22 protein-coding genes and 3 pseudogenes are annotated in these 24,085 nt (G+C 44.5%); 10 read left to right on the top strand and 15 right to left on the bottom strand.

Going from position 1 to position 24,085, the window contains the following annotated elements:
- Positions 1-97 precede the first annotated feature (97 nt).
- Positions 98-5,665, top strand: coding sequence for a CHAT domain-containing protein (locus N39L_RS31420; RefSeq protein ID WP_014277384.1), 5,568 nt, complete (start codon positions 98-100; stop codon positions 5,663-5,665).
- Between the two features lie 879 nt (positions 5,666-6,544).
- Here N39L_RS31420 and N39L_RS31415 read toward each other — a convergent pair.
- Positions 6,545-7,177: pseudogene (locus tag N39L_RS31415) on the bottom strand (hypothetical protein).
- Between N39L_RS31415 and N39L_RS31410 the strand changes: the two are divergent.
- Together N39L_RS31410 and N39L_RS31400 are read left to right on the top strand one after the other, a co-directional pair.
- The gene (locus N39L_RS31410) at positions 7,073-7,426 is read left to right on the top strand and encodes a hypothetical protein (RefSeq protein WP_006615982.1); all 354 of its coding nucleotides are present in this window, start codon (positions 7,073-7,075) and stop codon (positions 7,424-7,426) included. The pseudogene N39L_RS31415 and the gene N39L_RS31410 sit on opposite strands and share 105 nt — an antisense overlap.
- A pseudogene (locus tag N39L_RS31400) lies at positions 7,413-8,140 on the top strand (M48 family metallopeptidase). The gene N39L_RS31410 and the pseudogene N39L_RS31400 overlap by 14 nt, the downstream one beginning before the upstream one ends.
- On the opposite strand, the gene N39L_RS31395 reads toward N39L_RS31400, so the two are convergent.
- Genes N39L_RS31395 through N39L_RS31380 form a run of 4 tightly spaced genes read right to left on the bottom strand, consistent with a single transcriptional unit; the run spans position 8,126 to position 10,880 of the window.
- On the bottom strand, positions 8,126-9,454 hold the full coding sequence (locus N39L_RS31395) for an SBBP repeat-containing protein (RefSeq protein ID WP_014277378.1): 1,329 nt from the start codon (positions 9,452-9,454) through the stop codon (positions 8,126-8,128). The pseudogene N39L_RS31400 and the gene N39L_RS31395 sit on opposite strands and share 15 nt — an antisense overlap.
- A gap of 24 nt (positions 9,455-9,478) precedes the next feature.
- On the bottom strand, positions 9,479-9,721 hold the full coding sequence (locus N39L_RS31390) for a zinc ribbon domain-containing protein (protein WP_014277377.1): 243 nt from the start codon (positions 9,719-9,721) through the stop codon (positions 9,479-9,481).
- A gap of 18 nt (positions 9,722-9,739) precedes the next feature.
- Positions 9,740-10,579 carry a transposase gene (locus N39L_RS31385; protein WP_434221629.1) on the bottom strand — a complete coding sequence of 280 codons (840 nt, stop codon included), beginning with the start codon at positions 10,577-10,579 and terminating at the stop codon, positions 9,740-9,742.
- Positions 10,560-10,880 carry a recombinase family protein gene (locus tag N39L_RS31380; protein WP_006616075.1) on the bottom strand — a complete coding sequence of 107 codons (321 nt, stop codon included), beginning with the start codon at positions 10,878-10,880 and terminating at the stop codon, positions 10,560-10,562. Before N39L_RS31380 ends, N39L_RS31385 begins: the two co-directional genes overlap by 20 nt.
- Positions 10,881-11,752: 872 nt before the next feature.
- Between N39L_RS31380 and N39L_RS31375 the strand changes: the two genes are divergently transcribed.
- From N39L_RS31375 to N39L_RS31360, 4 genes and pseudogenes are all read left to right on the top strand, one after another.
- Positions 11,753-11,977, top strand: a complete 225-nt coding sequence (locus N39L_RS31375; protein ID WP_014276364.1) for a reverse transcriptase N-terminal domain-containing protein — start codon at positions 11,753-11,755, stop codon at positions 11,975-11,977.
- Between the two features lie 21 nt (positions 11,978-11,998).
- Positions 11,999-12,221, top strand: a pseudogene (locus N39L_RS31370) (HNH endonuclease).
- Positions 12,181-12,411, top strand: a complete 231-nt coding sequence (locus tag N39L_RS31365; RefSeq protein ID WP_014276363.1) for a reverse transcriptase domain-containing protein — start codon at positions 12,181-12,183, stop codon at positions 12,409-12,411. Before N39L_RS31370 ends, N39L_RS31365 begins: the two are co-directional and overlap by 41 nt.
- Positions 12,401-13,564 (top strand): group II intron reverse transcriptase, encoded by a 1,164-nt coding sequence (locus N39L_RS31360; protein WP_014277375.1) that lies wholly within the window; start codon positions 12,401-12,403, stop codon positions 13,562-13,564. The genes N39L_RS31365 and N39L_RS31360 overlap by 11 nt, the downstream gene beginning before the upstream one ends.
- 16 nt (positions 13,565-13,580) lie before the next feature.
- Here the strand turns inward: N39L_RS31360 and N39L_RS31355 are convergent, their stop codons facing one another.
- Positions 13,581-13,817 (bottom strand): hypothetical protein, encoded by a 237-nt coding sequence (locus tag N39L_RS31355; protein ID WP_043468741.1) that lies wholly within the window; start codon positions 13,815-13,817, stop codon positions 13,581-13,583.
- Positions 13,818-13,865: 48 nt separating this feature from the next.
- A complete protein-coding gene (locus N39L_RS31350; protein ID WP_014277373.1) occupies positions 13,866-14,279 on the bottom strand; it encodes an SBBP repeat-containing protein in 414 nt (137 codons plus the stop codon).
- Between the two features lie 891 nt (positions 14,280-15,170).
- Here N39L_RS31350 and fabG point away from each other — a divergent pair.
- Positions 15,171-15,866 (top strand): 3-oxoacyl-ACP reductase FabG, encoded by a 696-nt coding sequence (fabG, locus tag N39L_RS31345; protein ID WP_006618617.1) that lies wholly within the window; start codon positions 15,171-15,173, stop codon positions 15,864-15,866.
- A gap of 86 nt (positions 15,867-15,952) precedes the next feature.
- Here fabG and N39L_RS31340 read toward each other — a convergent pair whose 3' ends face one another.
- The 6 genes from N39L_RS31340 to N39L_RS31315 all read right to left on the bottom strand — a co-directional run bounded on the left by N39L_RS31340 (position 15,953) and on the right by N39L_RS31315 (position 20,273).
- The gene (locus tag N39L_RS31340; protein ID WP_006618618.1) at positions 15,953-17,341 is read right to left on the bottom strand and encodes a PAS domain-containing sensor histidine kinase; all 1,389 of its coding nucleotides are present in this window, start codon (positions 17,339-17,341) and stop codon (positions 15,953-15,955) included.
- 6 nt (positions 17,342-17,347) lie between these two features.
- Positions 17,348-17,896 carry a methanogen output domain 1-containing protein gene (locus N39L_RS31335; RefSeq protein ID WP_006618619.1) on the bottom strand — a complete coding sequence of 183 codons (549 nt, stop codon included), beginning with the start codon at positions 17,894-17,896 and terminating at the stop codon, positions 17,348-17,350.
- Positions 17,897-18,052: 156 nt separating this feature from the next.
- Positions 18,053-18,646: a CPBP family intramembrane glutamic endopeptidase gene (locus N39L_RS31330; RefSeq protein ID WP_006618620.1), complete on the bottom strand. Its 594-nt coding sequence runs from the start codon at positions 18,644-18,646 to the stop codon at positions 18,053-18,055.
- 26 nt (positions 18,647-18,672) lie between these two features.
- A complete protein-coding gene (locus N39L_RS31325) occupies positions 18,673-19,731 on the bottom strand; it encodes a DUF3326 domain-containing protein (protein ID WP_006618621.1) in 1,059 nt (352 codons plus the stop codon).
- Positions 19,732-19,737: 6 nt separating this feature from the next.
- Entirely contained in the window at positions 19,738-19,932 is a 195-nt protein-coding gene (locus N39L_RS31320; protein ID WP_006618622.1) for a DUF8621 family protein, read from the bottom strand.
- Positions 19,933-19,952: 20 nt separating this feature from the next.
- Positions 19,953-20,273, bottom strand: coding sequence for a 2Fe-2S iron-sulfur cluster-binding protein (locus tag N39L_RS31315; RefSeq protein WP_006618623.1), 321 nt, complete (start codon positions 20,271-20,273; stop codon positions 19,953-19,955).
- Positions 20,274-20,632: 359 nt separating this feature from the next.
- On the opposite strand from N39L_RS31315, the gene N39L_RS31310 reads away from it, so the two are divergent.
- Positions 20,633-22,597: an ABC transporter ATP-binding protein/permease gene (locus tag N39L_RS31310; RefSeq protein WP_006618624.1), complete on the top strand. Its 1,965-nt coding sequence runs from the start codon at positions 20,633-20,635 to the stop codon at positions 22,595-22,597.
- Between the two features lie 40 nt (positions 22,598-22,637).
- Here N39L_RS31310 and N39L_RS31305 read toward each other — a convergent pair whose 3' ends face one another.
- Positions 22,638-23,009, bottom strand: coding sequence for a DUF6464 family protein (locus tag N39L_RS31305; protein WP_006618625.1), 372 nt, complete (start codon positions 23,007-23,009; stop codon positions 22,638-22,640).
- Between the two features lie 264 nt (positions 23,010-23,273).
- On the opposite strand from N39L_RS31305, the gene N39L_RS31300 reads away from it, so the two are divergent.
- Positions 23,274-23,579, top strand: a complete 306-nt coding sequence (locus N39L_RS31300; protein WP_043468738.1) for a ferredoxin-thioredoxin reductase variable chain — start codon at positions 23,274-23,276, stop codon at positions 23,577-23,579.
- A gap of 73 nt (positions 23,580-23,652) precedes the next feature.
- Here N39L_RS31300 and N39L_RS31295 read toward each other — a convergent pair whose 3' ends face one another.
- Positions 23,653-23,889, bottom strand: a complete 237-nt coding sequence (locus N39L_RS31295) for a hypothetical protein (protein ID WP_006618627.1) — start codon at positions 23,887-23,889, stop codon at positions 23,653-23,655.
- Between the last annotated feature and the right edge of the window lie 196 nt (positions 23,890-24,085).

The following is a 24,085-nucleotide window of genomic DNA, read 5'->3' as shown; positions in this document are numbered from 1 at the left end:
TGAGACAGTACAACTACCACGACTGAAGATGGAACAGGGTGCGAAAACAGAAGATATCATAAACTTGTAACCAGTGAGGGAAGGGGAGAAGATGATTATGAACCCAGTAAACCATCTGCGGTCAGTGCTGATTCCAGTTTCCTGTGCCAGTTTTATAGTTCTGGATATCCTCCCCATTATACCACAAAACTTTTTACATATCCGGTATAAAACAGCGATCGCTCAATCAATTGTACCGGAACCCAACAGCACCAACACCGTTACCCATCAACAGGGAAATCAAACTAACATCACTGGCGGACAACTTTCGGGAAATGGGGGTAATCTGTTCCACAGTTTCACCCACTTTAACGTAGAATCCGGCACTGTGGCTAACTTTATTGCCACTCCCGAAATCCAAAACATCCTCACCCGTGTGGTGGGTGGGGATGCTTCCCGCATTAACGGACTTTTGCAGGTCACAGGCGGCGCTTCTAACCTGTTTTTAATCAACCCAGCCGGGATTTTATTCGGTGCGGGTGCGCGCTTAGATGTTCCAGGTTCCTTTACCGCTACTACCGCCAATGGTATCGGTTTTGGCGATCGCTGGATGAATGCGATCGGTGATAATGATTATACTACCCTAGTCGGCACTCCTAACGCCTTCGCCTTTGCCACCAACCCTGGTAGTATTGTCAACGCCGGAGAACTCGCCGTTACCCAGGGAGAACATATCATCCTACTGGGGGGAACTGTCATTAATACCGGGTCACTGGTAGCACCAGGGGGAGAAATTACCATCGCAGCGGTCGAAGGTGAAAATATCCTCCGCATTTCCCAAACCGGACATCTTCTCAGCTTAGAAGTTAGTCCAGCCGCCTCCCCTGATGGATTATCAACTAATCTTACCCCCCTATCCTTGCCGGAACTACTCACCGGCGGAGATAATAATTATGCCACCAGAGTCAATATTTTAGCTGATGGTCGCATACAACTAACTGGTTCTAATACCCCCATTACTCCTAATCCTGGAGTTGTGGCTGTGTCGGGAACTATTGACACCGACTCCACTATTTTTAACCATTCCCCCCAGGTTAACATTTTTGGCGATCGTATCGGAATTTGGGGTGCTAATATCAACGCCTCCGCACCAGATAACGGCGGCACAATTAGAATCGGAGGTGATTACCTAGGACAGGGTACTGTTCCTAATGCTATCTATACCCTCATCGATGATAATTCTACCCTAGCAGCCAACGCCACCACTAACGGAGACGGCGGCAGGATTATTATTTGGTCTGACGGACATACCCAATTTTCCGGCAATATTTCCGCACAAGGACAACACCTGGGAGGGTTTGTAGAAATCTCCGGTCTCGAAACTCTCAGCGTTGATGGTAGTGTCAATTTGCGCGGCGGAGATGGTAACTTAGGAACCCTACTTTTAGACCCTTTAAATATCAGGATTGTAGACTCCGAAGCATCTCCCAATAATAATATCGACTTTGATGGTGTAGTTACCGCCGACCAAGGACCAGCAGAATATACCCTCTCCCAAACCACCTTGGAAAATTTAGCCGCCGATGCTGATATTACCCTGGAAGCACGAAATGATATTCGCATCGACCAGTTATCTAATCAAAAACTAGACCTGAGAACTACCACCGGAACTGTGACTTTCCGCGCTGATGCTAACGGAGATGGTCAGGGTTCTTTTATCATGCACAGTGGCGATACTATCTTAACTAGAGGTGGTAATCTCAATATTTTTGGTGTCAATATTGCTACCGGGAATATTAGAACCAGTGGCGGAGATGTTAATCTCACTGCTAGTGGTATTGGTCAGATTAATACCGGGGTAATATCTACGGCTAACAATTCTAATATGGGCGGTGATATTACTCTCAATAGTAGCGAGGGTTCAATTACTACTAATAACCTGGAAACTAACGGCAGATTATCCGGCGGAAATATTACTATTAATAGTGGTCGCCAAATTATCACGGGTTCCCTATCTTCTCGGTCTACTGATGCGGAAGGAGTGGGGGGAAATATCCAACTAGAAGCTAGTCGGGAGATTTTTTTGGAGGGTGTTAATACTTCTGGCTTTCGAGGTGGTGGTGATTTGTCTATTGTTAGCCAGGGTAGTCGGATTATTATGGATGACAGTAATAATGGGACGACACCATCTCGGATTATTACCTCCTCGGTGAGGGGAGAGGGTGGTGATGTTTTGATTACCACTAGCGAGAGTATTGATTTAGGTGCGATCGACTCGCGCGGACGACAATCTGGTGGTAATATTACTTTGGATGCTGGTATAGAAATTACTGTGGGTGCTATCTCTACCGGGGTTTGGGATGGTCTATTATCTCCTGATACTACAGGGGGTAATATTATGTTAACTGGAGATACTATTAACCTTAATGGTGGTGTTTCTGGGAATGGGTCTCTATTATTACAACCGGCTTCACCAACCCAAGATATTAGGTTGGGTGCAAATTCGAGACGGTCTTCTAACTCTTCGGGAATTGGAGAGGGTTTATCTCTGAATTTTAACAGCTTGGAATTGTCACAAATTACTAGAGGCTTCTCCGAGATTATTATTGGTAAATCCGATTCTCAGGGGACTATTTATATTGAGGGAGATCTCAGGTTTCAAGACCCGGTGATGATGCGATCGCCTCAAGGTAGAATTATCGCCACTGGTGATGAAAGTTTACCCACCATTAGAGGTGTAGGGAATTCTAGCTTAACCTTACAGGCGGAAAATGAGATTATTCTCGGAAATCTCATGACAGAAGGCGGAGATATTCGCGTAGTTAGTCAATCGGATATCGTCCAAATAGAGGGGATTCACACCCTCCCCAATGGGTCTAACCAAGGCAATATTTTATTGCGAGGTTCCGAAATTAATCTAGTGGGGGGATCTAATTCGGTTCGTGGTAGCGGTTATTTACGATTAGAACCTAGTAATTCTGGGCAAATTATGACCCTGGGAAGTGATGAAAATACCAATGGTTTAGATATCCAGTTATCAGATATAGAGGCTTTAGCACCGGGTTTTGAAAGGATTATTATTGGTAGTATTGATGGAAATAGTATCATAGAAATCGCCCAAGATATCACCTTTACCAGTCCCGTCTTATTACAATCTCCTGGTGATTTAGGGAAAATTATAGCAGCGGGAAATATTACCGCAACTGGTGATGCTTCCATCTCCTTAAAAGCTGATAGTGATATCCGTGTTCGTGATATTAATACCAGTGGCTTAAATATAGACATTAATAGTGCTAGAGGTGAGGTTATTACCGGGTCTTTGCAGTCGGGAGGTAATATTAATGTACTTTCTCAAGGGAATATTCAAACCGGAGAAATTCGTTCTAATGCAAGTTTAGATAGTCTGGCTTTCCGAACAATTGACCTCAGCAGTCAGCGGGGACAAATTACAGTTGATGGCAATATTTTTGGGGATGGTACTTTTTTAAGCCTCATAGGTCAGGATGATATCCAAACCGGAAATATCACCGCCGGACGTGGTATGAGTTTAAATAGCGATCGCGGAACCATTACCACCGGAAATCTGCAAGTAGTATCCCCTGACAGCCTCAATAGTAGCATTAATATCACCGCTTTCGGAAATATTACCACAGGTGATATCAGCACCGCTACCGACCCAGGAACAGGCGCAAATATTACCATCACTAGCAGCCAAGGCGGAGTGCGAAGCGGCAACCTTAATGCCTCCGGTTCCACCGCCGGCGGGTCTATAGTAGTACAAGCACCAGACCAGATTTTTCTAGGTGCTATTAACACTAATTCCTCCCAGGGAAATGCTGGTTCCGTCCGGCTAACTAGCGAGAATGATATTGAAGTCTCCCTAATTAATACAGAAGCCGAATTGCGGGGAGGTTCCCTAGTAATTGACACCTCTCGATTTTTCCGAGTTACAGATACCTTTGAAGCCATTAATGGTGTAGAAGCCAGTATCTCTACTATCGGTTCAACTGGTAGCGGAACCATTAGATTACCAGCCTTTTCTACCCCTCTAATTATTGGTGATCCTAGTCAAAATGGAACCGCCGGAGCCATTACTGATGGTCAATTAACCGCTGGTGCAGATACTACAATTATCGGCAATAATTTTGAGCCAAACTCTATTAAACAAACCCCCATTAATCAAACCATTACAACAGAGAATGAAAATTTATCTGATGCAGAAACCACCCCATCTTCTGTTTCTAGTATCTCCGAAAATTTAAGCCACAGTAACAGCAATTCTAACGCCTCCGAAACTGAGCCGAATATTTCCGGTAATTCTAATCATGATTCCGACTCACCCCTAATTAATTCCCACACCGAAGCCAACACAGACATAGACCCGACTGGAGACCTAGTAATTCAGGTAGAACCCACCACCGTACCTACTGACCAAATTGCTCGTTCTCCCCTAGTTTCCTCGGTGCTGCAAATTGATTTATTCCGAGGTCGTGAATTTATCAACTATTTCGGCAATAATCTCAATAAAAATACCGTCGATGACCAAAGTATCCGGCAAACTCTCAGCGATATTGTCCGTATCACCAACTACAAACCCGCGATTATTTATGTATCCATACAACCCGAACAATTAGAATTAAGATTACTTTTACCCAATGGGGAACCAGTATTTAAAAGCGTGGCGGTTAATCGTGAGGAAGTCCTACAAGTAGCGCGACAATTTAGCCATCAAATTCGCACCCCCCAAAATTTCCAAGATACTGAGTATAAAGAATCAGGACAACAACTATATAATTGGTTAATTCAACCCATCAAAGATGAGTTAGAAAAAAATGGCATTGATATCCTAATTTTTTCAATGGATGCTGGTTTGCGTACCCTCCCCCTAGCCGCATTATATGACGGGGAACAGTTCTTAATAGAACACTATAGCCTCAGTCTTATTCCTAGCCTCAGCCTCACGGATACCAGTTATGTGAACCTGCAAAATGCTAGGGTTTTGGCTATGGGTGCTTCTGAGTTTCCTAATTCTAATTTAGATCCTTTACCAGCAGTTCCCCTAGAATTAGATTTGATTGTTGGTAATATGTGGCCAGGTACGTCCTTTTTAAATGAAGAATTTACCATAGCTAATCTGAAATCCCAAAGGGAACAGGCGGAATATAAGATTATTCACTTAGCAACTCATGGAGAATTTGTATCTGGAGGTGCTGACCGTTCTTATATCCAGTTTTGGGACCAAAAGTTATGGTTAAATCAACTGCGAGAGTTGCGACTAAATCAACCTCCGGTAGAATTATTGGTATTAAGTGCTTGTACTACGGCTGTGGGAGATGAAAAGGCGGAATTGGGATTTGCTGGGCTGGCTGTTCAAGCTGGGGTGAAGTCGGCTATGGCGAGTTTATGGTATGTTAGTGATGCGGGAACTTTGGGATTAATGACGACATTCTATAATGCTTTAACTGCTACTCCTATTAAAGCAGAAGCCCTGCGACAGTCTCAATTAGCTATGTTGAATGGTCAGGTACGCTTAGAAAATGGCTACCTGCTGAGTCAGACTAACATCAGCACTCGTCGCGGTGATATATCTACTCCGGTTCCGCAAGAATTAGCTAGACAAAATCCGGTTGATTTATCTCATCCTTTTTACTGGGCTGGGTTTACTCTTATTGGTAGCCCTTGGTAATAATATATAGTAGGGTGCGTCAGACCAGCCGACACCGATAAGAACCGGAGAACTGATAAACTGACGCACCAGGTCTCTGATTAAATAACCTTACCTTGTAGGGTGCGTCAGACCAGCCGACACCGATAAGAACCGGAGAACTGATAAACTGACGCACCAGGTATCTAATTAAATAACCTTACCTTGTAGGGTGCGTCAGACCAGCCGACACCGATAAGAACCGGAGAACTGATAAACTGACGCACCAGGTATCTAATTAAATAACCTTGTAGGGTGCGTCAGACCAGGCGACACCGATAAGAACCGGAGAACTGATAAACTGACGCACCAGGTATCTAATTAAATAACCTTGTAGGGTGCGTCAGACCAGGCGACACCGATAAGAACCGGAGAACTGATAAACTGACGCACCAGGTATCTAATTAAATAACCTTGTAGGGTGCGTCAGACCAGGCGACACCGATAAGAACCGGAGAACTGATAAACTGACGCACCAGGTATCTAATTAAATAACCTTGTAGGGTGCGTCAGACCAGGCGACACCGATAAGAACCGGAGAACTGATAAACTGACGCACCAGGTATCTAATTAAATAACCTTGTAGGGTGCGTCAGACCAGGCGACACCGATAAGAACCGGAGAACTGATAAACTGACGCACCAGGTATCTAATTAAATAACCTTGTAGGGTGCGTCAGACCAGGCGACACCGATAAGAACCGGAGAACTGATAAACTGACGCACCAGGTATCTAATTAAATAACCTTGTAGGGTGCGTCAGACCAGGCGACACCGATAAGAACCGGAGAACTGATAAACTGACGCACCAGGTATCTAATTAAATAACCTTGTAGTGGCATGACACGCTTAAAATAGTGCATTAGTTTGAGGAGGACGAGACCTCCTCAAACCTTGGGTAAAGATGACGCAGAGTCACTCGTGCATCTTCGGTCGTAAATTGCCAACTCACTTGGGCTCGCTTCTCATTACGCTCTTGCTGCCACGCCACTACTTCGCGTTCGAGCTTCTCGGCACTTTCTAAACGTCGCTTCAAACACTGTTGGCTCAACACCGATAACTCAGTCTCAGCTACATTGAGCCAACTGCCGTTTCGTGTTCGTGGCGTGTGAATGATCTCATGACGGCGAGCGAGAGCGTGAGCTTCGGGGGCCGGAAAGGTTTTGTAGAGAGAGGTGATGCTGTGAGTGTTGAGGTTGTCTACTTTGGGCCTGACCGGTGGCGTGCGTCTGACCTGGCGATTTAAGGCGGGTTCAACTCCATGCTCTAAGAAGCGTTTTCGGATACGTCCAACTGAGTTGCGGTGGAGATTCAGAGCCTCGGCAATGCCATTATCTGTCTAGTAGCGGGAAGCTCCTTCTCTCTCATCTGACATCAAGAGCACTTTGGCGTGCAGAATTTTTTTCGCCGGGGCGTAACCGTTCTTGCTGATGGCTTCGAGTCGCTGCCGCTGTTCTTGGTCGAGTTTGACCTGATTTTGTCTTCGACTACCCATGCGGCTTGCCTCCTTCTCCTTGATTCAATACCCTATTTTAGCAATGTCACGCCACTAGGCAAAAATGAAGCCTTATGCCTCAAGATTGATCAGGTCGTGATCACCACCAAAAAAGACAACTGGATTGGCAACCATTTCCAAGAAATCGAGGTAAAAAATGCCCTTAATGCCGTCCTAGTTGATGCTAAAGTAGACCTACCCGTTGACACCATTTTAGAGTTAATTAAACAGCAACATGACTACCAGTAAATCTCCCACAGATTACCAGATAACCATTGCTCAAATTCCCGTGCAAGTGATTCGGAAATCGATTAAAAATCTCTATATTGGAGTCTATCCCCCAGAGGGTCGGGTGCGGGTAGCTGCGCCGCTTCACTTCACTGATGATAATATCCGACTGGCGATTATCTCCCGCCTATCTTTGATTAAAAAACACCAGGCTAAATTCGCCGCCCAACCCAGTCAATCCCCGCGATAAATGGTATCCGGCGAAACTCATTATATCTTCGGTAAACGCTACGGCTTAGAATTCATAGAACGCCGAGGGAAACATGAACTTAAAATTCCCAATTCTCGGATAGTGCAATTATTCGTTAATCCCGTAACTTATCGGGACAATCGCGCCCAAGTTTTAGCCGAATGGTATCGGCAAAAAGTCCATGATACTATACCACAATTGCTGAATAAATGGCAACCCATTATCGGGGAAAATGTGACCGATTGGGGGATTAAGAAAATGCGGACTAAATGGGGGAGTTGTAATATCACTCAGCGCCGCATTTGGCTAAATTAGAACTCGCCAAAAACCCCATAGAGTGCTTGGAATATGTGGTAGTTCATGAGTTAGTACATCTCTTAGAACGTTATCATAATCACCGTTTTCAGGCTTATATGGACGAGTATCTTCCCCCATGGCGACAATATCGAGATATTCTGAACCGGGAACCCTTAGAAGACTTCTAAATCTGCCGGAACCGGAGCATAATGACCATCAACGGTCAACTGAAAACCGTCATAGTTACCATCTTGATTAAAGTACCACATAAAATCAGGGTCAGGACCGGGAGCATACCAGAGAATATCTGTGATTCCCGAACCGTTAAAGTCGCCCGCTATGGGAATATAATAACCATTAATCATGAACAAACGACTCCCATAACTACCATCTGCATGAAAGTACCACATATAATCAGGGTCAGGACCGGGAGCATACCAGAGAATATCTGTGATTCCCGAACCATTAAAGTCGCCCGCTATGGGAATATAATCACCGTTGAGAGGTAACAATGGGTCGATAAATTCCGGCGGCGGTACAGGTTCCGCTACAGTCCCATCGACTATCACCCGACTCATAAACGCATCTGACGCTCCATTATTGATTTCCCCATTTAGGTTGCCTCGAGTATAGCCCGCGATATAAATAGACCCATCAATTCTCGTGGTGAGGGCATTTGCACCGTCCCAGTCATTGCTGGCTAACAGCCTTGTCCACGCCAAAGCGCCATCAGTTTCGTATTTGGCGATAAACCCATCGGAGTAACCACGATTCATTTCCCCACCCAGGTTGCCTTGAGTCCAACCCGCCATATAAATAGACCCATCAAGGCCGGTGGTGAGGGCATTGGCTTCGTCAGGATTAGGGGTTCCCAACTGTGTTGTCCATACCAGAGTCCCATCCTCCGGTTCGTATTTGCTGATTAAGGCATTCCCCCCACGATTACGATTAAAAATTTCCTCGTTGATGTCGCCCTCGGTTAGACCAGCGACATAAATAAACCCATCAATTCCGGTGGTCAAGGCATGGGCTGCCCCCCAACCATTGCTTCCCAACAGTCTCGTCCATACCAGAGTCCCATCAGGTTCGTATTTGGCAATAAAGCCATCAGCACCACTCTGATTAATTTCCCCATTCAGGTCGCCCCAAGTCTCACCCGCCATATAAATAGACCCATCAAAGCCAGTGGTGAGGGCTCTGGCACCATCCCAATTACTGGTTCCTAACAGCCTTGTCCGTGTCAGAGTCCCATCGGGTTCGTAGTTGCTGATAAAGGCATCCGTGCCACCATTATTTATTTCCCCACCTAGGTCGCCGCTAGTAAAGCCAGCTACATAAATGGACCCATCAAGGCCGGTGGTGAGGGCATGGGCTATTTCCGACCTATTGCTTGCTAACCGGGTTGTCCATACCTGGCTGCCATCGGGTTCATACCGGGCGAGAAATACATCGTTTTCATTACTGGGAATTTCGTATGGCTGTGCTACATTTAACGTGTTCAAACCTGTACAAAAATTATGAAAGCTTTACACAGATTGAAAAAGTATCGCATTGTCTTGGAAGACAACGGCAGTAGCCTGCAAAGCACGAAGCATAATGTTTCGTGCGCCTACCCAATCACGGGGTGCTGTATAGCCGCAATTAGGACATTTAAAAACCTTACTTCCCCCTAGTTTGTCATGGATTTGACCACAATGGTGGCAGGTTTTAGAGGTATAACTTTCGTTACAGCGTACAACTAAAACACCTTTTCTTTCTGCTTGTTGCATGAGATGTTTAGCAAATCTTTAGTGACTCCAATTTAACAAGTTTCTCACTGACTTAGAGTTGAGATTTCTACGAGACTTGAAAACCATTTTACTAGAATTAAAAGTAGGAAGAAAGATAAGTTTATAGTGATTAACTAAGAAATGAGCGACTTTCTTATGCAAATCATCGACTAGGTTACGAATCCGCTCCCGCATTCGATGATAAGCTCTACGCATTTGATATCGTTTTCGTTTAATTTTACATTGACTAATCCGGCTCATTAAAACGTCTAAATGGTAACAAAGGCGATTAATTTTGCCAATATCATTGGTAGCAAACTCAGTAATCGATTCACCATCATAACCCACTAAAAAGGAGCGCACACCAGGGTCTAAAGCTATAACCCTCTTTTGCTCTGTTGTTTCCGGCTCTTGATACTCTGGAAAACAACCATACCATTTACCCCTGGCATACTTTAGTTGTGTTCCATAAGGGCAATTCTTAGGTATAGCTTGAGGTGAAGTAAAGGTTAAACCTTTAGTTAAACGGGTATACCAAGTTCCATTCCTAAAGTTATTCACCTTGAATTTAATGATTTGAGATGGTGCTCTGCAGGACTTGAATTTGACTTGAACCCCAGCCGCATTAGCTTGTTTAAAAGCATCGAAAGCATCGGCTACTGCTTCCTGTAATTGATGTACTGGTAAAGATTTTACCCATTCCGGTTTGTCACTATTTATGACTAACTTTTGGCAGTCAAAACAGCTCCATTGATAGCCATGTTTCCAAGTGGCAATGGTATAGTTATAAATCCACCGATAAGCAGCTAACCAACGTTTCCAAACAGCGTGTAATTCTTCACAAGGATACAATCTCACCTTCCTCAATCTGTTCGGAGTCATCTTGCTTGTCTGATGACGGGGTTTCTTTTTGAAGTTCTTTACGGGCTGGTTTTTCGTACTTTCGTAGTCCGTAAATCCGAGCAGAGAAACAGTGGAGGATGGACAAGATATCGCTAACGAGTTCTTGTTCTGGAGAGAGACTCTTTTTCCTGAGAACCACGAATTCACATCCACTTTCTGCACATAACCATTCAATGAGTGGAAATCCGAAACGGACAAGCCTATCGGCGTGAGCGATGACAAGTGTGCCGATATTTCCTTCGTATATTCGTTCCAATATAGCGAGGAATTTTCGCCATTTAAAATTGAGTCCACTGCCAACTTCTGTAAGAATTTATGCTGTTGGGTATGCGCTGCGTAGAAATTCAGCCTGTCTAATGAGGTCATCCTTTTGGGAATGGGTGCTGACTCTTGTATAACAGACAATGGGGTGCGAGACGTTCAGGCATGAAATAGGGATGAGATACCCGAAATAGCTGCCTGGTGGAGATTTCAGCCCCTTGGTTGAATACAAGAGGCTTGCCTCTGACCATCTCCATAACTGTTTATATGTCCCAACGTTTGGTATAGAAATATACAAAACAAGGCAGGGAACCCAAGGTCAAAACGAACTAACTCATACAAATTCCTTATAGGAAGCCCATAAATGGATAAGTAAAGTTAGGAAATTAGGGTAACGGCGATAGCCACCCCCAGTTTTGGGAATCACAACCTCAGGATTGAAGCGGGGAACGGAAGGCTCCGAGGTGTAACCCAACACCAGAACCGAGACCACTGCCAACCATCCATGATTAGGGAAACCGAATGTCCGGCTTGAACCATCGTCACTGTTAAGTAGCGAAATAGGTTGACACGCTGCGCTCAAAAGAGCAAGGGGAAGAGTAGGAGGATTCTTTCATTTACCTACACAGACCTTTAAAAGTACCCCGGTGGAGAGGACAAATCTAAAGATGGAATGCCCATATAAACGGAACGTTTTAAGTCCTCCTGGACTCTAACTATCTGGTCGAGGTAGTTAGTAGGGATAAGTGTAACCGCAAGTCCTAGAGGATGTGAGATGTGACCAAAAGCCAACGTCCTGCCGTAATGGCAGGGATATGCTAACAGGTCACGGTTTGATTGTAAGAATAGAGTCTAGTAGGTGTACAAATGGCGATAGCGAGTTCAAAGAAAGGATTTGAGAAATCAAAACCAATCAAGACTACGAACAACGCATGGAAGACAATCCCGTGGACTAAGGTTCAACGGAAAGTTTTCAAGCTCCAAAAGAGTATATTTCAAGCAGCTAAATCGGGACAAGATGCAAAAGCCAGAAGGTGGCAACGTCTATTGGTGAAATCATACTATGCCCGGCTCTTAGCAGTGCGGCTGTAGGGGCGGGTTCCACGGTCAGCCATGCTTCCCAACAGTCAGCTTAATAAACCCGCCCCCCCAAGCGGGTCAAGGCAAGAAAACAGCCGGAGTTGATGGAGTAAGAGCAATCTCTTCAAGACAAAGGTTCGAGCTTGTTAAGAACATTAAGGGAAATCTCAAATCAAAACCACTGCGACGGGTGTGGATACCAAAACCTGGCAGGGATGATAAAAGCTGGAATAGGAATACCCACAATCCAAGATAGAGCAAGGCAAGCCTTGGTCAAGTCGGCTCTCGAACCTGAATGGGAATCGAGATTTGAAGGTACAAGCTACGGGTTCCGTCCCGGACGGTCCGCCCATGACGCAATTGGCAGAATTTATACTGCCATAAATCAAGGACAATATTATGTTCTCGATGCCGATATAGCAAAATGCTCTTACCGTGAACCATGATTACCTACTGTCCAAAATTCATTGTCCAAGCCGCCTAAAAAGAGACCTGAAACAATGGCTCAAAGCGGGAGTGCTAGATAAAGGTGTATTTGAGGATACAGAAACAGGGACACCCCAGGGAGGGGTAATAAGTCCAATACTCGCCAACATCGCACTGTTGGGTATGGAAAGGCTAGTTAAAGAAATGTATCCTAATAAAGGAACAGCCACACAAGCCAACCTAATACGATACGCCGATGATTTCGTGGTTATCTCAAAAGACCTAGGAATCATTGAACAGTGCAAAACTGCTATTTCTGAATGGCTAAAGCCTGTTGGATTAGAGATTAAACCTGAAAAAACTCGAATCTGCCATACACTCAAATCTATTGAGTATAATGGCAAAGCAGAGAAACCCGGATTTGATTTCTTAGGTTTCAATATTAGGCAATATCCTGTAGGAAAATATAGAACTGGGAAAATCCAACATGGGAAACCATTAGGAAACAAAACACATATAAAACCCAGCCAAAAAGCAGTTGCCCACACAGAAGTGATAAAAGGTGTAATTAAACAATTTAAAACAGCACCTCAATCAGCCCTGATTAACAAACTAAACCCAATTATTAGGGGATGGTCAAACTATTACTCAGCGGTAGTCTCAACAGAGACATTCACCAAACTAGATAAGACAATCTGGCAAATGTTACGGGCATGGACAGTATCAAGATGCGGAAAGGGAAGTCACGAAAAGCTAAGAAATTATTTCAGACATGGAACAATTAAACTTAGCAATGGGAAAGAAAGACACGAAAATTGGATGTTCCAAACCAAAGATGGGTTACATCTATTCAAACACAACTGGACTCCAATTGTCAGACATACCTTAATACGCCCTGACGCAACACTTTATGACGGAAATTGGACCTACTGGGCAACCAGGAAAGGACGAGCAATCGATACGCCAAATAGGGTATCAAAACTACTCAAAAAGCAAAAAGGTAGATGTACCTGGTGTGGGCAATTCTTTACCCCATCAGATTTAATTGAAATAGACCACATTGTACCTAGAAGCCAAGGCGGAAAGGATGACTACAAGAATCTTCAATTATTACATCGCCATTGTCACGACGATAAAACAGCTCTTGATGAAGAGATGATGCTGTACTCTTAACAAGGAGACGGTCAAACTAGGAGCCGTATGAGGTGAAAGTCTCAAGTACGGTTTTGAATGGGAGGGGTAGACCGTGAGGTTTATCTCGACCCCTAATCTTTTGTTTCTCGGCTTCTTCGATGATGTATCTGCGTTGGTTGCCAACGGTACGAACGGCTTTAATTGCGCCGAGTTTTTCCCATCTTCGCCAGGTGGCAACGCTGGGTGTAACATATTTTGGCACTTTAACTCCGGTTATTGTGGTGGTTTGCATAGTACAAGGTTTTGGGTTTGTGTGTAGGTTTGAGGAAGTTTTTTGTTACTAGCAAGCACGTCGAGGAATTTCTACAATCTGGTCACTCCGAGTCCAACCCGCCATATAAATAGACCCATCAAGGCCGGTGGTGAGGGCATTGCCATAAGATCTAGAATAATTGCCTCCCAACAGTCTTGTCCATACCAGAGTCCCATCGGGTTCATATTTGACAATAAAGCTATCAGTACCACTCTGATTGATTTCTCCATTCAGGTCCTCTCTAGTAGAACCTGTTATATAAATAGACCCATCAAGGCCGGTGGTGAGGGCATTGCCACCAGTTCCATAACTGGTTTCCAGTAGCCAGGTCTGGCTGAACTCTGGTGGCGTTGAAATCTGTACTGTTAGCAGTTGTTCTCCTACCGAGATTAATTCCCTATCATCGGTTACAGGATTTATATCATTCGATGACTCAATCATCTGGGTATCCCCCTCAATGAATTGAGGCGATTTTTACTGCTGAGATTTTGCGGCAATTTCGCCTGTTGACACTCCCCGCTCTGAAGAGACGGGGATTCTTGGATCACCGAGACCACTTAAACTAGATTCCTTGCGTCGTCTAGCCCAGAGGTGGGACTCTCCCCAAGCGTTACTTTCGGTATGCCCTACCGTAGTTGCATTTCTGCCAATCCTGTTTAGATTGAAGCAAATATACTTCAAAAACTGATTTGTCTAGTTCCTGTGAATCTTTTACCTGCTGCCTGGAGGAAGCTAGAACAATGCAGCAAAACCGCATAGATTCAATGGTCAAGGTTCAGTGTACGCCTTGAGGCAACAAGGTTTTTTAAGTGGTTGGTTACCTCGCACCACTACAATCCGTGTAGCATTTATCTAGTAAGCGTGTCAAGTCAAACAGCGATGTTGTTCGAGAGTTGATCAGGTCTTGGGCTGACGGGCACTAAAGTACCCGTGTCGCCTTTCATCCTTGCTCTCTTGAGACAAGGTTTTCATGCTCCAGTGCTGTTCGTATAATCTCACCTACCCAGATTGGCAAGCTGCTAATCTGTAGCACCGGGCGGCTTTATTCATAAAGTCGTGAGTAATTCAGAATTTACAGGGGAGGCGCGCCCCCGCCATTAACAATTAATAATTATTACACATTTATCATAATTCCTCTTGACAAATCTCCTAACTTGACGTATCCTATAACAATGGTAAACCGTGCTGCCATATATAGTATAATCAGAGGTCTATGGTAAATTTTCCCTGCCCTAGGATGGGGTTTTTAGCCACCGCCAAGATTTGTATGAGCCTAGATCTGCAACCAGAAAACCATTAAAGTTAATTGAAAGCCGATTATCAATTATCCAGATGAATAATAAACAGGTACTAATCACTGGCGGAACTGGGGGACTAGGTTTAGGAGTGACCCCCCTAGTGCTTAACCAAAAAGCTAAGGTCACGATACCCTATCGCAGTGAAGCAGAAGTCGATCGCCTTAAAGGTATCCTTTCGGCCACGGACTTTGAGCAAATTCGGTTTGTGGCGGTCGATCTCACGGACGAAAACGCGGTTAGTAAACTGATTAATGATATGGGTCGGGTTGATGTTCTGATTCATCTAGTGGGGGGTTTCTCCATGGGGGCTACCCACGAATATAGCTATGATAGCTGGAAACAAGACATAGACCTTAACTTAAATACCACATTCCTTGTATGCAAGCACAGCCTAGGGAAAATGCGAGAAAATAACTACGGTAGAATCGTGACGGTAGGGAGTCGTGGCGCTATAGACCCAGCCGGACAATTAGCGGCTTACTGTGCTTCTAAGGCGGCGGTAGTGGCTTTAACTAAAGCGATCGCAGATGAAACCAAAAACACCAATATCACCGCCAACTGTGTGCTTCCCAGCGTCATTGACACCCCCAGCAACCGCGAAGCCATGGGTAGTGATAACGCTCACCAATGGGTAACACCCCAATCTTTAGGAGAGGTGATCTGCTTCTTAGCTTCAGAAGCCGCCAAAGACCTACGCGGTGCTGCTATTCCCGTCTACGGCAACATTTAAGCCTACATTCCCGTAGCGTCAGAAGCGACCATATCAAAACCCACCCAGATGGATATATTCTGACGCACCAGCACCACCTAGGTTTTTTAAGCCGTATCCAAAATGTCACCCTCAACTACAGCCTTTGGGTTTGACCCGCCACTTTTAGGGGGTGTTTGATGAATAGGAATCTCCACTCCCAATTCTGTTCCTTGGTGGGGGGTTGACCGACAAATCAATTGACCTTGATGCAGTTGGGTGATAATTTGATAACTAATTGATAACCCTAATCCCGTACCTTTCCCGACAGGTTTAGTCGTAAAAAACGGGTTAAAAATGTGAGGACAAACTTGGTCACAAATTCCTGAGCCATTATCTTTAATGGAAATCCTAATAGACTTGTGATCAATGAGTTGGGTAGAAATTATAATTTGGCTAGAATGTGGGGAGTTGCGGTCTGGGGGTGGTTTTTGGTCGGATTCTACTAAAGCATCGATCGCATTACTAATCAAGTTCATAAATACCTGATTAAGTTTACCTGGATAACATTCTATTAAAGGTAAGTTGCCATAGTCTCGTATCACCTCTATTTTACCAGATTTTAAGGGAGTTTCTAACCGATTTCGTAAAATCACTAAGGTGCTTTCAATACCTTCGTGAATATCCACCGCTTTGCACCCCGACTCATCCAACCGGGAGAAATTGCGTAGGGATTTAACAATCTTTAAAATCCGTTGAGTACCTGTACGCATGGAATCTAACAAATTATCTAAATCCTCTACCAGAAAATCCAGATCTATTTCTTCTTTAAATTGTTCAATTGTCGGGGATGATTCTGGATATGCTGTTTGATACATCTGCACTAGCTGCAATAAAGTCTCAATATATTCTTCAGCATGAGCTAAATTGCCATCAATAAAAGTAACCGGGTTATTAATTTCATGAGCGAGTCCGGCTACTAATTGACCGAGACTCGACATTTTTTCGGTTTGTATTAACTGAAGTTGAGTATTTTTTAATTGACGAAATGCCTCTTCTAATTCCTGGTTTTTGAGGACTAATGCGGCTTCAACTTGTTTCCGATTGTGAATTTCTTGGCTGAGTTGATCAATTTTTTCATTTAAGACTGTAAAATCTAAATTGGCGGCTGAACGATTTTCTAAACGCAGTAAAATCAAAGCCGGAGATTCATGGGAAGCTGGTTGAATTATGGCTCCCTCGGCACGATAAGTTAAAGGGTCATTATTAGGGAGGATAAAGGTTAATGAACCCAAGGATAATTGACGAGATCTGGCGCAAGTTTTCAAATATTCAAGAACTTGATCAGGGGGGTTATCAACAAGTTCTAATAAATTCTTACCCTGTAAATCTTTACTGCGACAATTCAGAATTTTTGTAAATGGACGATTTGCCATTAAAATCTCACCGTTAACTGTAGCCAAAATTAACGGCTCTGGCAAGACACGAGCCACCTCTAAAAACTGCTCAGGTGTCATAATGTTTTAGATTCTAAAATACTCCCTACCTTCGGCATCTTCGGCATCTTCGGTGGGTTGAAGATAAACAACTACTCGACAGCCTGAATGACCTTGAGCAATAGTTTCCTGTAATTCTACTTTGGCATAACCGAGATTATCAGCGGCAATTGAGCCAAATACATTAGAGGTCATCATACACATAGAAGGACGATTTAAGACCTTATCTCCAAAAGGACAAGCTCTATTTCCAAAAACTATTTTTTCGTCGTCTTCTTCGATGACATAAAAATCGCCGTTAATGCGTCGCTTGAGGTCCACCAAAACTTGAGCGACTTGTGAACGGGAGAGTCGAGAAAGTTGCAGGGCTGATTTATAATGGTGATCAATGGCTCTACCCATTGACTGACCGACAACGCTGATAAAACCGGATGCTTCTTCTAAGCCGACAACGTTTTCCAGTGTCCCAGCGAGTTCTCTGATTAAGGTACGGAGAAAAATATCTCGTTCCAGGGGAATATCTAACTCCGTGAAAGATTGGTTGTTATCAGGGGATGAATGGGTAAGATTACTCATATTCCTGTGATTTGGTTAAGACTGATGTGCTTATTGACGTGACCCTAGGGAGATTATCGCATAAATAACTTGTATATGTCCACCGCTGAGATATTTATGCTGACCGGGTGGCTGGAGGAACAGAGATTGATTATGATTAGGGGGTTGATGAATGTTTTAGGTATGGGAACTGCCGATATATTTAAACTTCCAGAGACAACCGGATATAAAATTAGTAAAAATATGAGCCATAATGGGCACGACTAGGTTGCCTGTAACTAAGGCACTATAGCCTAAAATTACTCCGACTAGGGTAGCCCAAATAATGTAAGGCCACTGTTGGGATCCGCTGAAATGGAGTAAACCAAAACAGATGCTAGAAACGACTAAACCGAGGGGATTAAGTCCAATGGCGGCGAAAATAACACCCCGAAATAGTAACTCTTCACTGAGACCGGGAAGCAATCCCAACCAAATTAAATCAGGCCAGATTAAGGGGGTGAGAATTAGTTTTAAATAAATATCGGCACTGCGACTATAAGCTGGCCAAAGACGATAGAGAATTGCACTAGCGCCAGTAATTCCTACACCGATCGCTAATCCTTGAATTATCCCTAAAGCGGTTATTTCGACAGGTAAGATATAAAAATCACCAAAGAAAGACACGACTTTAGCAATGACTAGCAAAAATAGGGCGGTCCCCCCCATAGCGATTAAAATTTGGGTGCGGGTAAAGGATTCAAATTCTGGCTGATTGGGAATTTTTTCCACGATATTAGGGCTGGAGTATGGTTCTGTTAAGGGGTGTGCAGTCGATTGAGAGTTGTTAGATGGGGTCTGAGGGCTTGATGATTAACTCCCTGTTGCCATGTTACCAAAACTCCGATCGCCTCTAAATAGGATTTTACCGGGACAGTCTTAATACCGATCGCCTCTGGGGGAGTTGCCATAGTGGTGCCATTTTCGGCTACGGTGATAATCCGTGTGGGGGTATTGGCAAAACTGAGGATAGCACTACCACCACAGGCGGTTTCTGGAACTACTACTGCATCGACTTGATGGGCCCAGATGCTATCAGGTGCTGTCAAGGGAGACTGGACATATTGGGGGGCACGACTCAACCCGGCTAATACACAGGGAAGGAATGTATAGCCTATTTCCTCGGCGGCGGATCGGGGTGATAAATGGGGGTCAAGGGGTAAGGGGAGGAGGGCGGGAGCGTGGGCGCAGGGGATGCGAAAATGTCGGACAATGAGATGGCTAATAATGGCTTCGGCTCCGGCGAGAGGATCAACACCCTGTCCCTGTCGATACTGGGTGAGAGCCACACTGCCTTGATCATCTGGAAATCTGGCCACTACAGCGATCGCCTCGGCTCCGGCTTGCTCAATCAACTTTTGTGCCCCCCGCAGTAAACTATCTGGGTTGCCAATGGTTCCCCAAGAAGCACCAGAGGGGGCTATTCTTAGCTCTACGTTGAGGGGAGCATCGGTAATGACATAATCAGTCATATTGATGCCCAGAGTCGCTCTAGCGCCATCTGCGGCCTGTAGGTGTCGCAGTTGCAATTCTGGTTCCATACCGCGATCGAGTAATAGTCCCACCCGGTTGCTGTGGACCGGCTGGAGTCCCCAACACCCCGCCGCCATTTGGTCTAGGGCATATCCTTCCACATAGAGAGCATTGGGTATAGACCAGTACAACTGAGCGCCGTTGAGGACGTTGGGATGGGTGATTAAGGTGTCACAGACTCCAGATAGCGATCGAGCAATGGGTAAGGCATCCCCTGCATAGCCACCCAAATCGGCCCCTACTCCGGTAGGGACTATCATTACCACGGTAAAGGGGCGAGCCATGATTGTCTATTGTGGCTGACCGGGATGGTCGCCTGTGGTGACAACTGCTTCTACATGGGCGATTTGGCGGTTAGTATCTACTTTGGTAATCGCCCACCGCAGGGGCTGGCCCCGATTTTCTAATTCGGTGGCGATCGCCTCTTGTAAAGCCTTTGGGGATTCAGTTAAATCGATTTCAGCAGTAATAAAGTGGGTAGTCATTTCTCGTAAATACAAAAATTCTATGAACTTGCACCAAATTGGCGCTGATAGACTTCTTCTTCCTTTCCGGTTTCCACCTTCAAATCTGAGCGAGGATGGGCTATACACAGCAATACATAGCCTTGTGCTTGCAGATCTGGACTCAACCCCATTCCCTCACTCTGATCAACTTCTCCTTCTAGGATTTTAGCAGCACAGGTGGTACAAACTCCAGCATTGCAGGAATTTGGTAAACTAAACCCCGCTTCTTCCGCTACTTGCAGGATATACTTATCCGACGGCACATCAATCTGATGAATTTGGCCCTCGTGGTGAATCTCCACCCTATAGGTGTTAGACATGATTGGGTTAATACTCCTTCGACAATTTTGAACAATCAATTTATAGTTTACAATGACCGGGGGAAATAGATCTCCGATTATTTGCTCAACCTAACCATTCAGGATAATAGTACCAGCGGGATTAATTTTCTCTATTGCAAGTTTAGGTAAAATTATTGGTCTGTGTTTATAGAGCAATTCCCGGTTTTTGTTATAAACTTTTAGCGTTCAACTCAGAAACCTTGTAGATTGACTTTTGGTCATTATCATCTATAGGTTAAACCTCGGTTCCCTCGATTGTGCTTTGACCTTCTTACTTAATCTGGGTATGGCTCCCGGTGTATCCCTGTCAAGTTCAATAATTGGTCTAGCATTAACAGATGAATCGATTTGATAGTCAACTTTGGAGACGATTTCTCACCATCGCACAACCGTTTTTTTACCCCCTAGGACCTGGTAGTGGCAGGGTGTTTTTGTTGCTGATGTTTCTGCTGCTGGTGTTCTTGTTTGGGGTGGCTTTTGTGTTGGTCTCAGCGGTGACTTTTGCTAGTCAATTGCTGTTTCCTGATTTTTTTAATCGCATCGCTCCCGGCTTATTGGAAACTATACAAGGGGTGATTAATTCTCCCTATATTATAGTAGTCGCTTTGATGCTGGTTGTACCAGCCATGGTATTCTACTTCTATCGCCGTCAGTGTTTGACTCGCTGGAAACCTTGGGCTTTTTTGAGTATCCTGCTATTTATTTCTCTGGCTGTTAGTGGCTTAAATGTCATTATTAGCTATGTGGGAAACTTTTTCATGACCGCTCTCTCCGAGAGAAATGAGGAGGAATTTTGGCGGTTTCTGTTTGTTTATGCTGGTGTATTTGTGGTGGGTACTCCCATCGTGGTTCTCTATGGTTACACCCGCGATCGCCTCGGGAACTATTGGAGAAAATGGTTAACTAATCGGTTTCTGGATAATTATTTTAACAATCGCTCCTACTATGAAATAGACTCCAATAAAGATATAGATAACCCTGACCAACGTATCTCTGAAGATATTCGAGCTTTTACGATTACTAGCCTCCGATTTTTACTGATTATTTTGGGCGCAGTAATTGATGTAATTTCCTTCACCGGGATTCTCTGGTCTATTTCCAAACAATTGTCGCTGTTCCTGTTGGTTTATGCCCTATTTGGTACAGGGGTCACGGTGTTATTAGGTCGCCGCTTAATTACTCTGAATTTTAATCAGCTTAAACTAGAGGCAAATTTCCGTTATGGTTTAGTTCATGTCCGCGACAATGCCGAATCTATCGCCTTCTATCAGGGAGAAGACCGCGAATCTCAGCAGGTCAAAAAACGCTTTTTCCAAGCCTTTCACAATTTTAATCTGCTCATTGGGTGGCAGCGAAATGTTGATTATTTCACGACTGGCTATCGCTATATTGTGATTATTTTACCCTCTCTGATTATGGCTCCTCTTTATTTTTCTGAACAGGTCAGATTTGGAGATATTACCCAGGCGGGTTTTGCCTTTTCTCAAGTATTAAGCGCTTTTTCGATTGTGGTTAGTCAAATTGAACCATTGAGTAGATTTGCGGCCGGTATTAATCGTTTGACTGGGTTCTCGGAAGTCTTGGAAGTTGGCGATCGCACCCCCACTGGTCAACCTCAAATTGACCTCAAGGTTGACTCTCCTTTGGAGGTGAAAAATCTCACCTTAGAAACTCCGAATTATCAGAAAAAATTGGTGCGGGATTTATCCCTAGAGTTAGCACCAGGTCAGGGTTTATTAATTGTTGGTCAAAGTGGTGTCGGGAAAAGTTCCCTATTACGGGCGATCGCTGGTTTGTGGCGATCGGGAACTGGGGTGCTAGTCCGTCCGCCACTTAGTGAAATGTTATTTCTCCCCCAACGTCCTTATATGATCCTGGGAACCTTGCGAGAACAATTACTCTATCCTAACTCCCATATCAGCATCGACGACACCGAATTAGAATCCGTTTTGAAACTCGTTAATCTGGGTGATTTAAGCGATCGCGTTGGTGGCTTTGATATAGAATTGGATTGGGCTAATATTCTCTCCCTCGGAGAACAGCAACGCCTCGCCTTTGGTCGTCTGTTGCTCACTCAACCTCGCTATGCTATCCTTGATGAAGCCACTAGCGCCCTTGATATGAAAAATGAGGAGTTGCTTTATCAAAAACTCAACCAGATGAAAACTACCTACGTTAGTGTCGGACATCGGATGAGTTTACTGCGATACCATCACCAGGTTTTAGAGTTGATGGAAGACCAAAAATGGCGTTTAATCTCCCCACAGGAATATGAAGCAGACATGAATTTATTTGCTCGATAGTCTCCCTTTTTAACCACCCCTTCTTCTGATTGGGCTGTGGTTATCCGGGGGGTGTTTCTTCGAGGGACTCATAAAAGCGACATTGATCGCAGGGTCCCTGGGGATTTACCGCACAGCGAAATAATTCCGATCGCGCATTAAAACGACAACTAGCATCCCCTATTACCCAATGTCCATTGACTAAACTCCTCTCGTGGGGTTCTTCAGCAGACTGTACATATAGAGCAATTTTACTGAGGCGGTAACGACCTGATTTTAAATGATAACGGTGTCGGCGTTCCAAAACTGCATAGGTTTGACCCTCTAAAACCAAATAATGGCCAGGTTGGGGAGTCCAATCAAAGCAGACATTTCCTAGGGACTTACGCGGCTCGGTTAAAATTACTTCCGTTGGTAGTGAATATGATTCCATGAATTTCCCCAATTTTCACAAAACACCTGCCCAATTGTATCTTAAAATCTGCTCCCAGAATCTCCATGAGGATTGATCCACTTTTCTGGTAAAATGTCAAGCTGCCTAAGTGGTCCGATCACCCCCCCCCACTACCATCTCTGAAAATTCCCCGAAATCCCCAATTATCCAAGATTTCAGCCGATCGCTAACTGTGATGTTCACAGGCGGGAGTTTGATATTTGCCTATTTCATGTCAAGATAAAAAACTGTCTGTTCTAGTGAGTGTCGCTGGGTGGTAGCACAACTATCGCAGCCACTTCTGTAGGCATTTTTACCGAAATACATGAGTGGGAATTTATGAAAGTCGGCGATCGTGTTCGCGTCAAAGAGTCAGTGATTATCTATGTCAATCCCGAACACCGCAATCAACCTTCTGATGCTAAGGGATTGGAGGGGGAAATTGTATCCATCCTAACAGACTGGAATGGTAGAACTATTACCCCTAATCTGCCTGTTATAGTACAGTTTAACCCCAAGTTTAAGGTTCACTTCCGAGAGGAGGAGTTAGAAGTGATTGAGGAGAGTTAGAAACCATCTGGGGAATTATTGGGGACAAAGAGACATCAGTTGACCGTTTCTTGGGTCCCTCACCCCGGCAGCTTTAGTGGCGACCCCGCCAAAACCACCCCAGCAGGTTAAAATCACCTAGCATTTTCTGCATCTCTTGACGGTGGCGATCGGCTGTTTCATAATACCACTGGCAATAGCGATCGAAGTCCTCACGATATTCGACTTCTTGATAAAATTCTCGGGTGGTCGTGGTAGCTTCTAATGCTTCGATGATTTCCCCTGGGGGTGGCGGCGCTTGTGGAATTATGTGTTCCCAGTTCAAGTGCATAATCTTTTTGGCTAAGGTTGACTTGTCCGTACATCAAGCAGGGGTCGCTGTTAGTAAAATCCAGGCGATCGCTAAACCGATCACCACAAACAGCCTTAACATCACCCCTAGGAGTGATTTAACTCCTTTACCTGCGTTTAATTTTTCTCTCACCGATCTGGGTCAAATCTCGCTTAAATTAAGCTAAAAATACCCC

Origin of the sequence: Limnospira platensis NIES-39 (genome assembly GCF_026000695.1) — a bacterium.
Taxonomy (GTDB): Bacteria; Cyanobacteriota; Cyanobacteriia; order Cyanobacteriales; family Microcoleaceae; genus Limnospira; species Limnospira platensis.
This window is presented reverse-complemented; position numbering and strand designations above follow the sequence as displayed.

Bases quoted from the DNA above. Each gene is read 5' to 3' on its own strand.
- N39L_RS31420 (WP_014277384.1), top strand. From the start codon at position 98: ATGAACCCAGTAAACCATCTGCGGTCAGTGCTGATTCCAGTTTCCTGT.
- N39L_RS31390 (WP_014277377.1), bottom strand. From the start codon at position 9,721: ATGCAACAAGCAGAAAGAAAAGGTGTTTTAGTTGTACGCTGTAACGAA.
- N39L_RS31375 (WP_014276364.1), top strand. From the start codon at position 11,753: ATGGCGATAGCGAGTTCAAAGAAAGGATTTGAGAAATCAAAACCAATC.
- N39L_RS31365 (WP_014276363.1), top strand. From the start codon at position 12,181: ATGATAAAAGCTGGAATAGGAATACCCACAATCCAAGATAGAGCAAGG.
- N39L_RS31355 (WP_043468741.1), bottom strand. From the start codon at position 13,817: ATGCAAACCACCACAATAACCGGAGTTAAAGTGCCAAAATATGTTACA.
- N39L_RS31350 (WP_014277373.1), bottom strand. From the start codon at position 14,279: ATGATTGAGTCATCGAATGATATAAATCCTGTAACCGATGATAGGGAA.
- fabG (WP_006618617.1), top strand. From the start codon at position 15,171: ATGAATAATAAACAGGTACTAATCACTGGCGGAACTGGGGGACTAGGT.
- N39L_RS31340 (WP_006618618.1), bottom strand. From the start codon at position 17,341: ATGACACCTGAGCAGTTTTTAGAGGTGGCTCGTGTCTTGCCAGAGCCG.
- N39L_RS31335 (WP_006618619.1), bottom strand. From the start codon at position 17,896: ATGAGTAATCTTACCCATTCATCCCCTGATAACAACCAATCTTTCACG.
- N39L_RS31325 (WP_006618621.1), bottom strand. From the start codon at position 19,731: ATGGCTCGCCCCTTTACCGTGGTAATGATAGTCCCTACCGGAGTAGGG.
- N39L_RS31320 (WP_006618622.1), bottom strand. From the start codon at position 19,932: ATGACTACCCACTTTATTACTGCTGAAATCGATTTAACTGAATCCCCA.
- N39L_RS31315 (WP_006618623.1), bottom strand. From the start codon at position 20,273: ATGTCTAACACCTATAGGGTGGAGATTCACCACGAGGGCCAAATTCAT.
- N39L_RS31310 (WP_006618624.1), top strand. From the start codon at position 20,633: ATGAATCGATTTGATAGTCAACTTTGGAGACGATTTCTCACCATCGCA.
- N39L_RS31305 (WP_006618625.1), bottom strand. From the start codon at position 23,009: ATGGAATCATATTCACTACCAACGGAAGTAATTTTAACCGAGCCGCGT.
- N39L_RS31295 (WP_006618627.1), bottom strand. From the start codon at position 23,889: ATGCACTTGAACTGGGAACACATAATTCCACAAGCGCCGCCACCCCCA.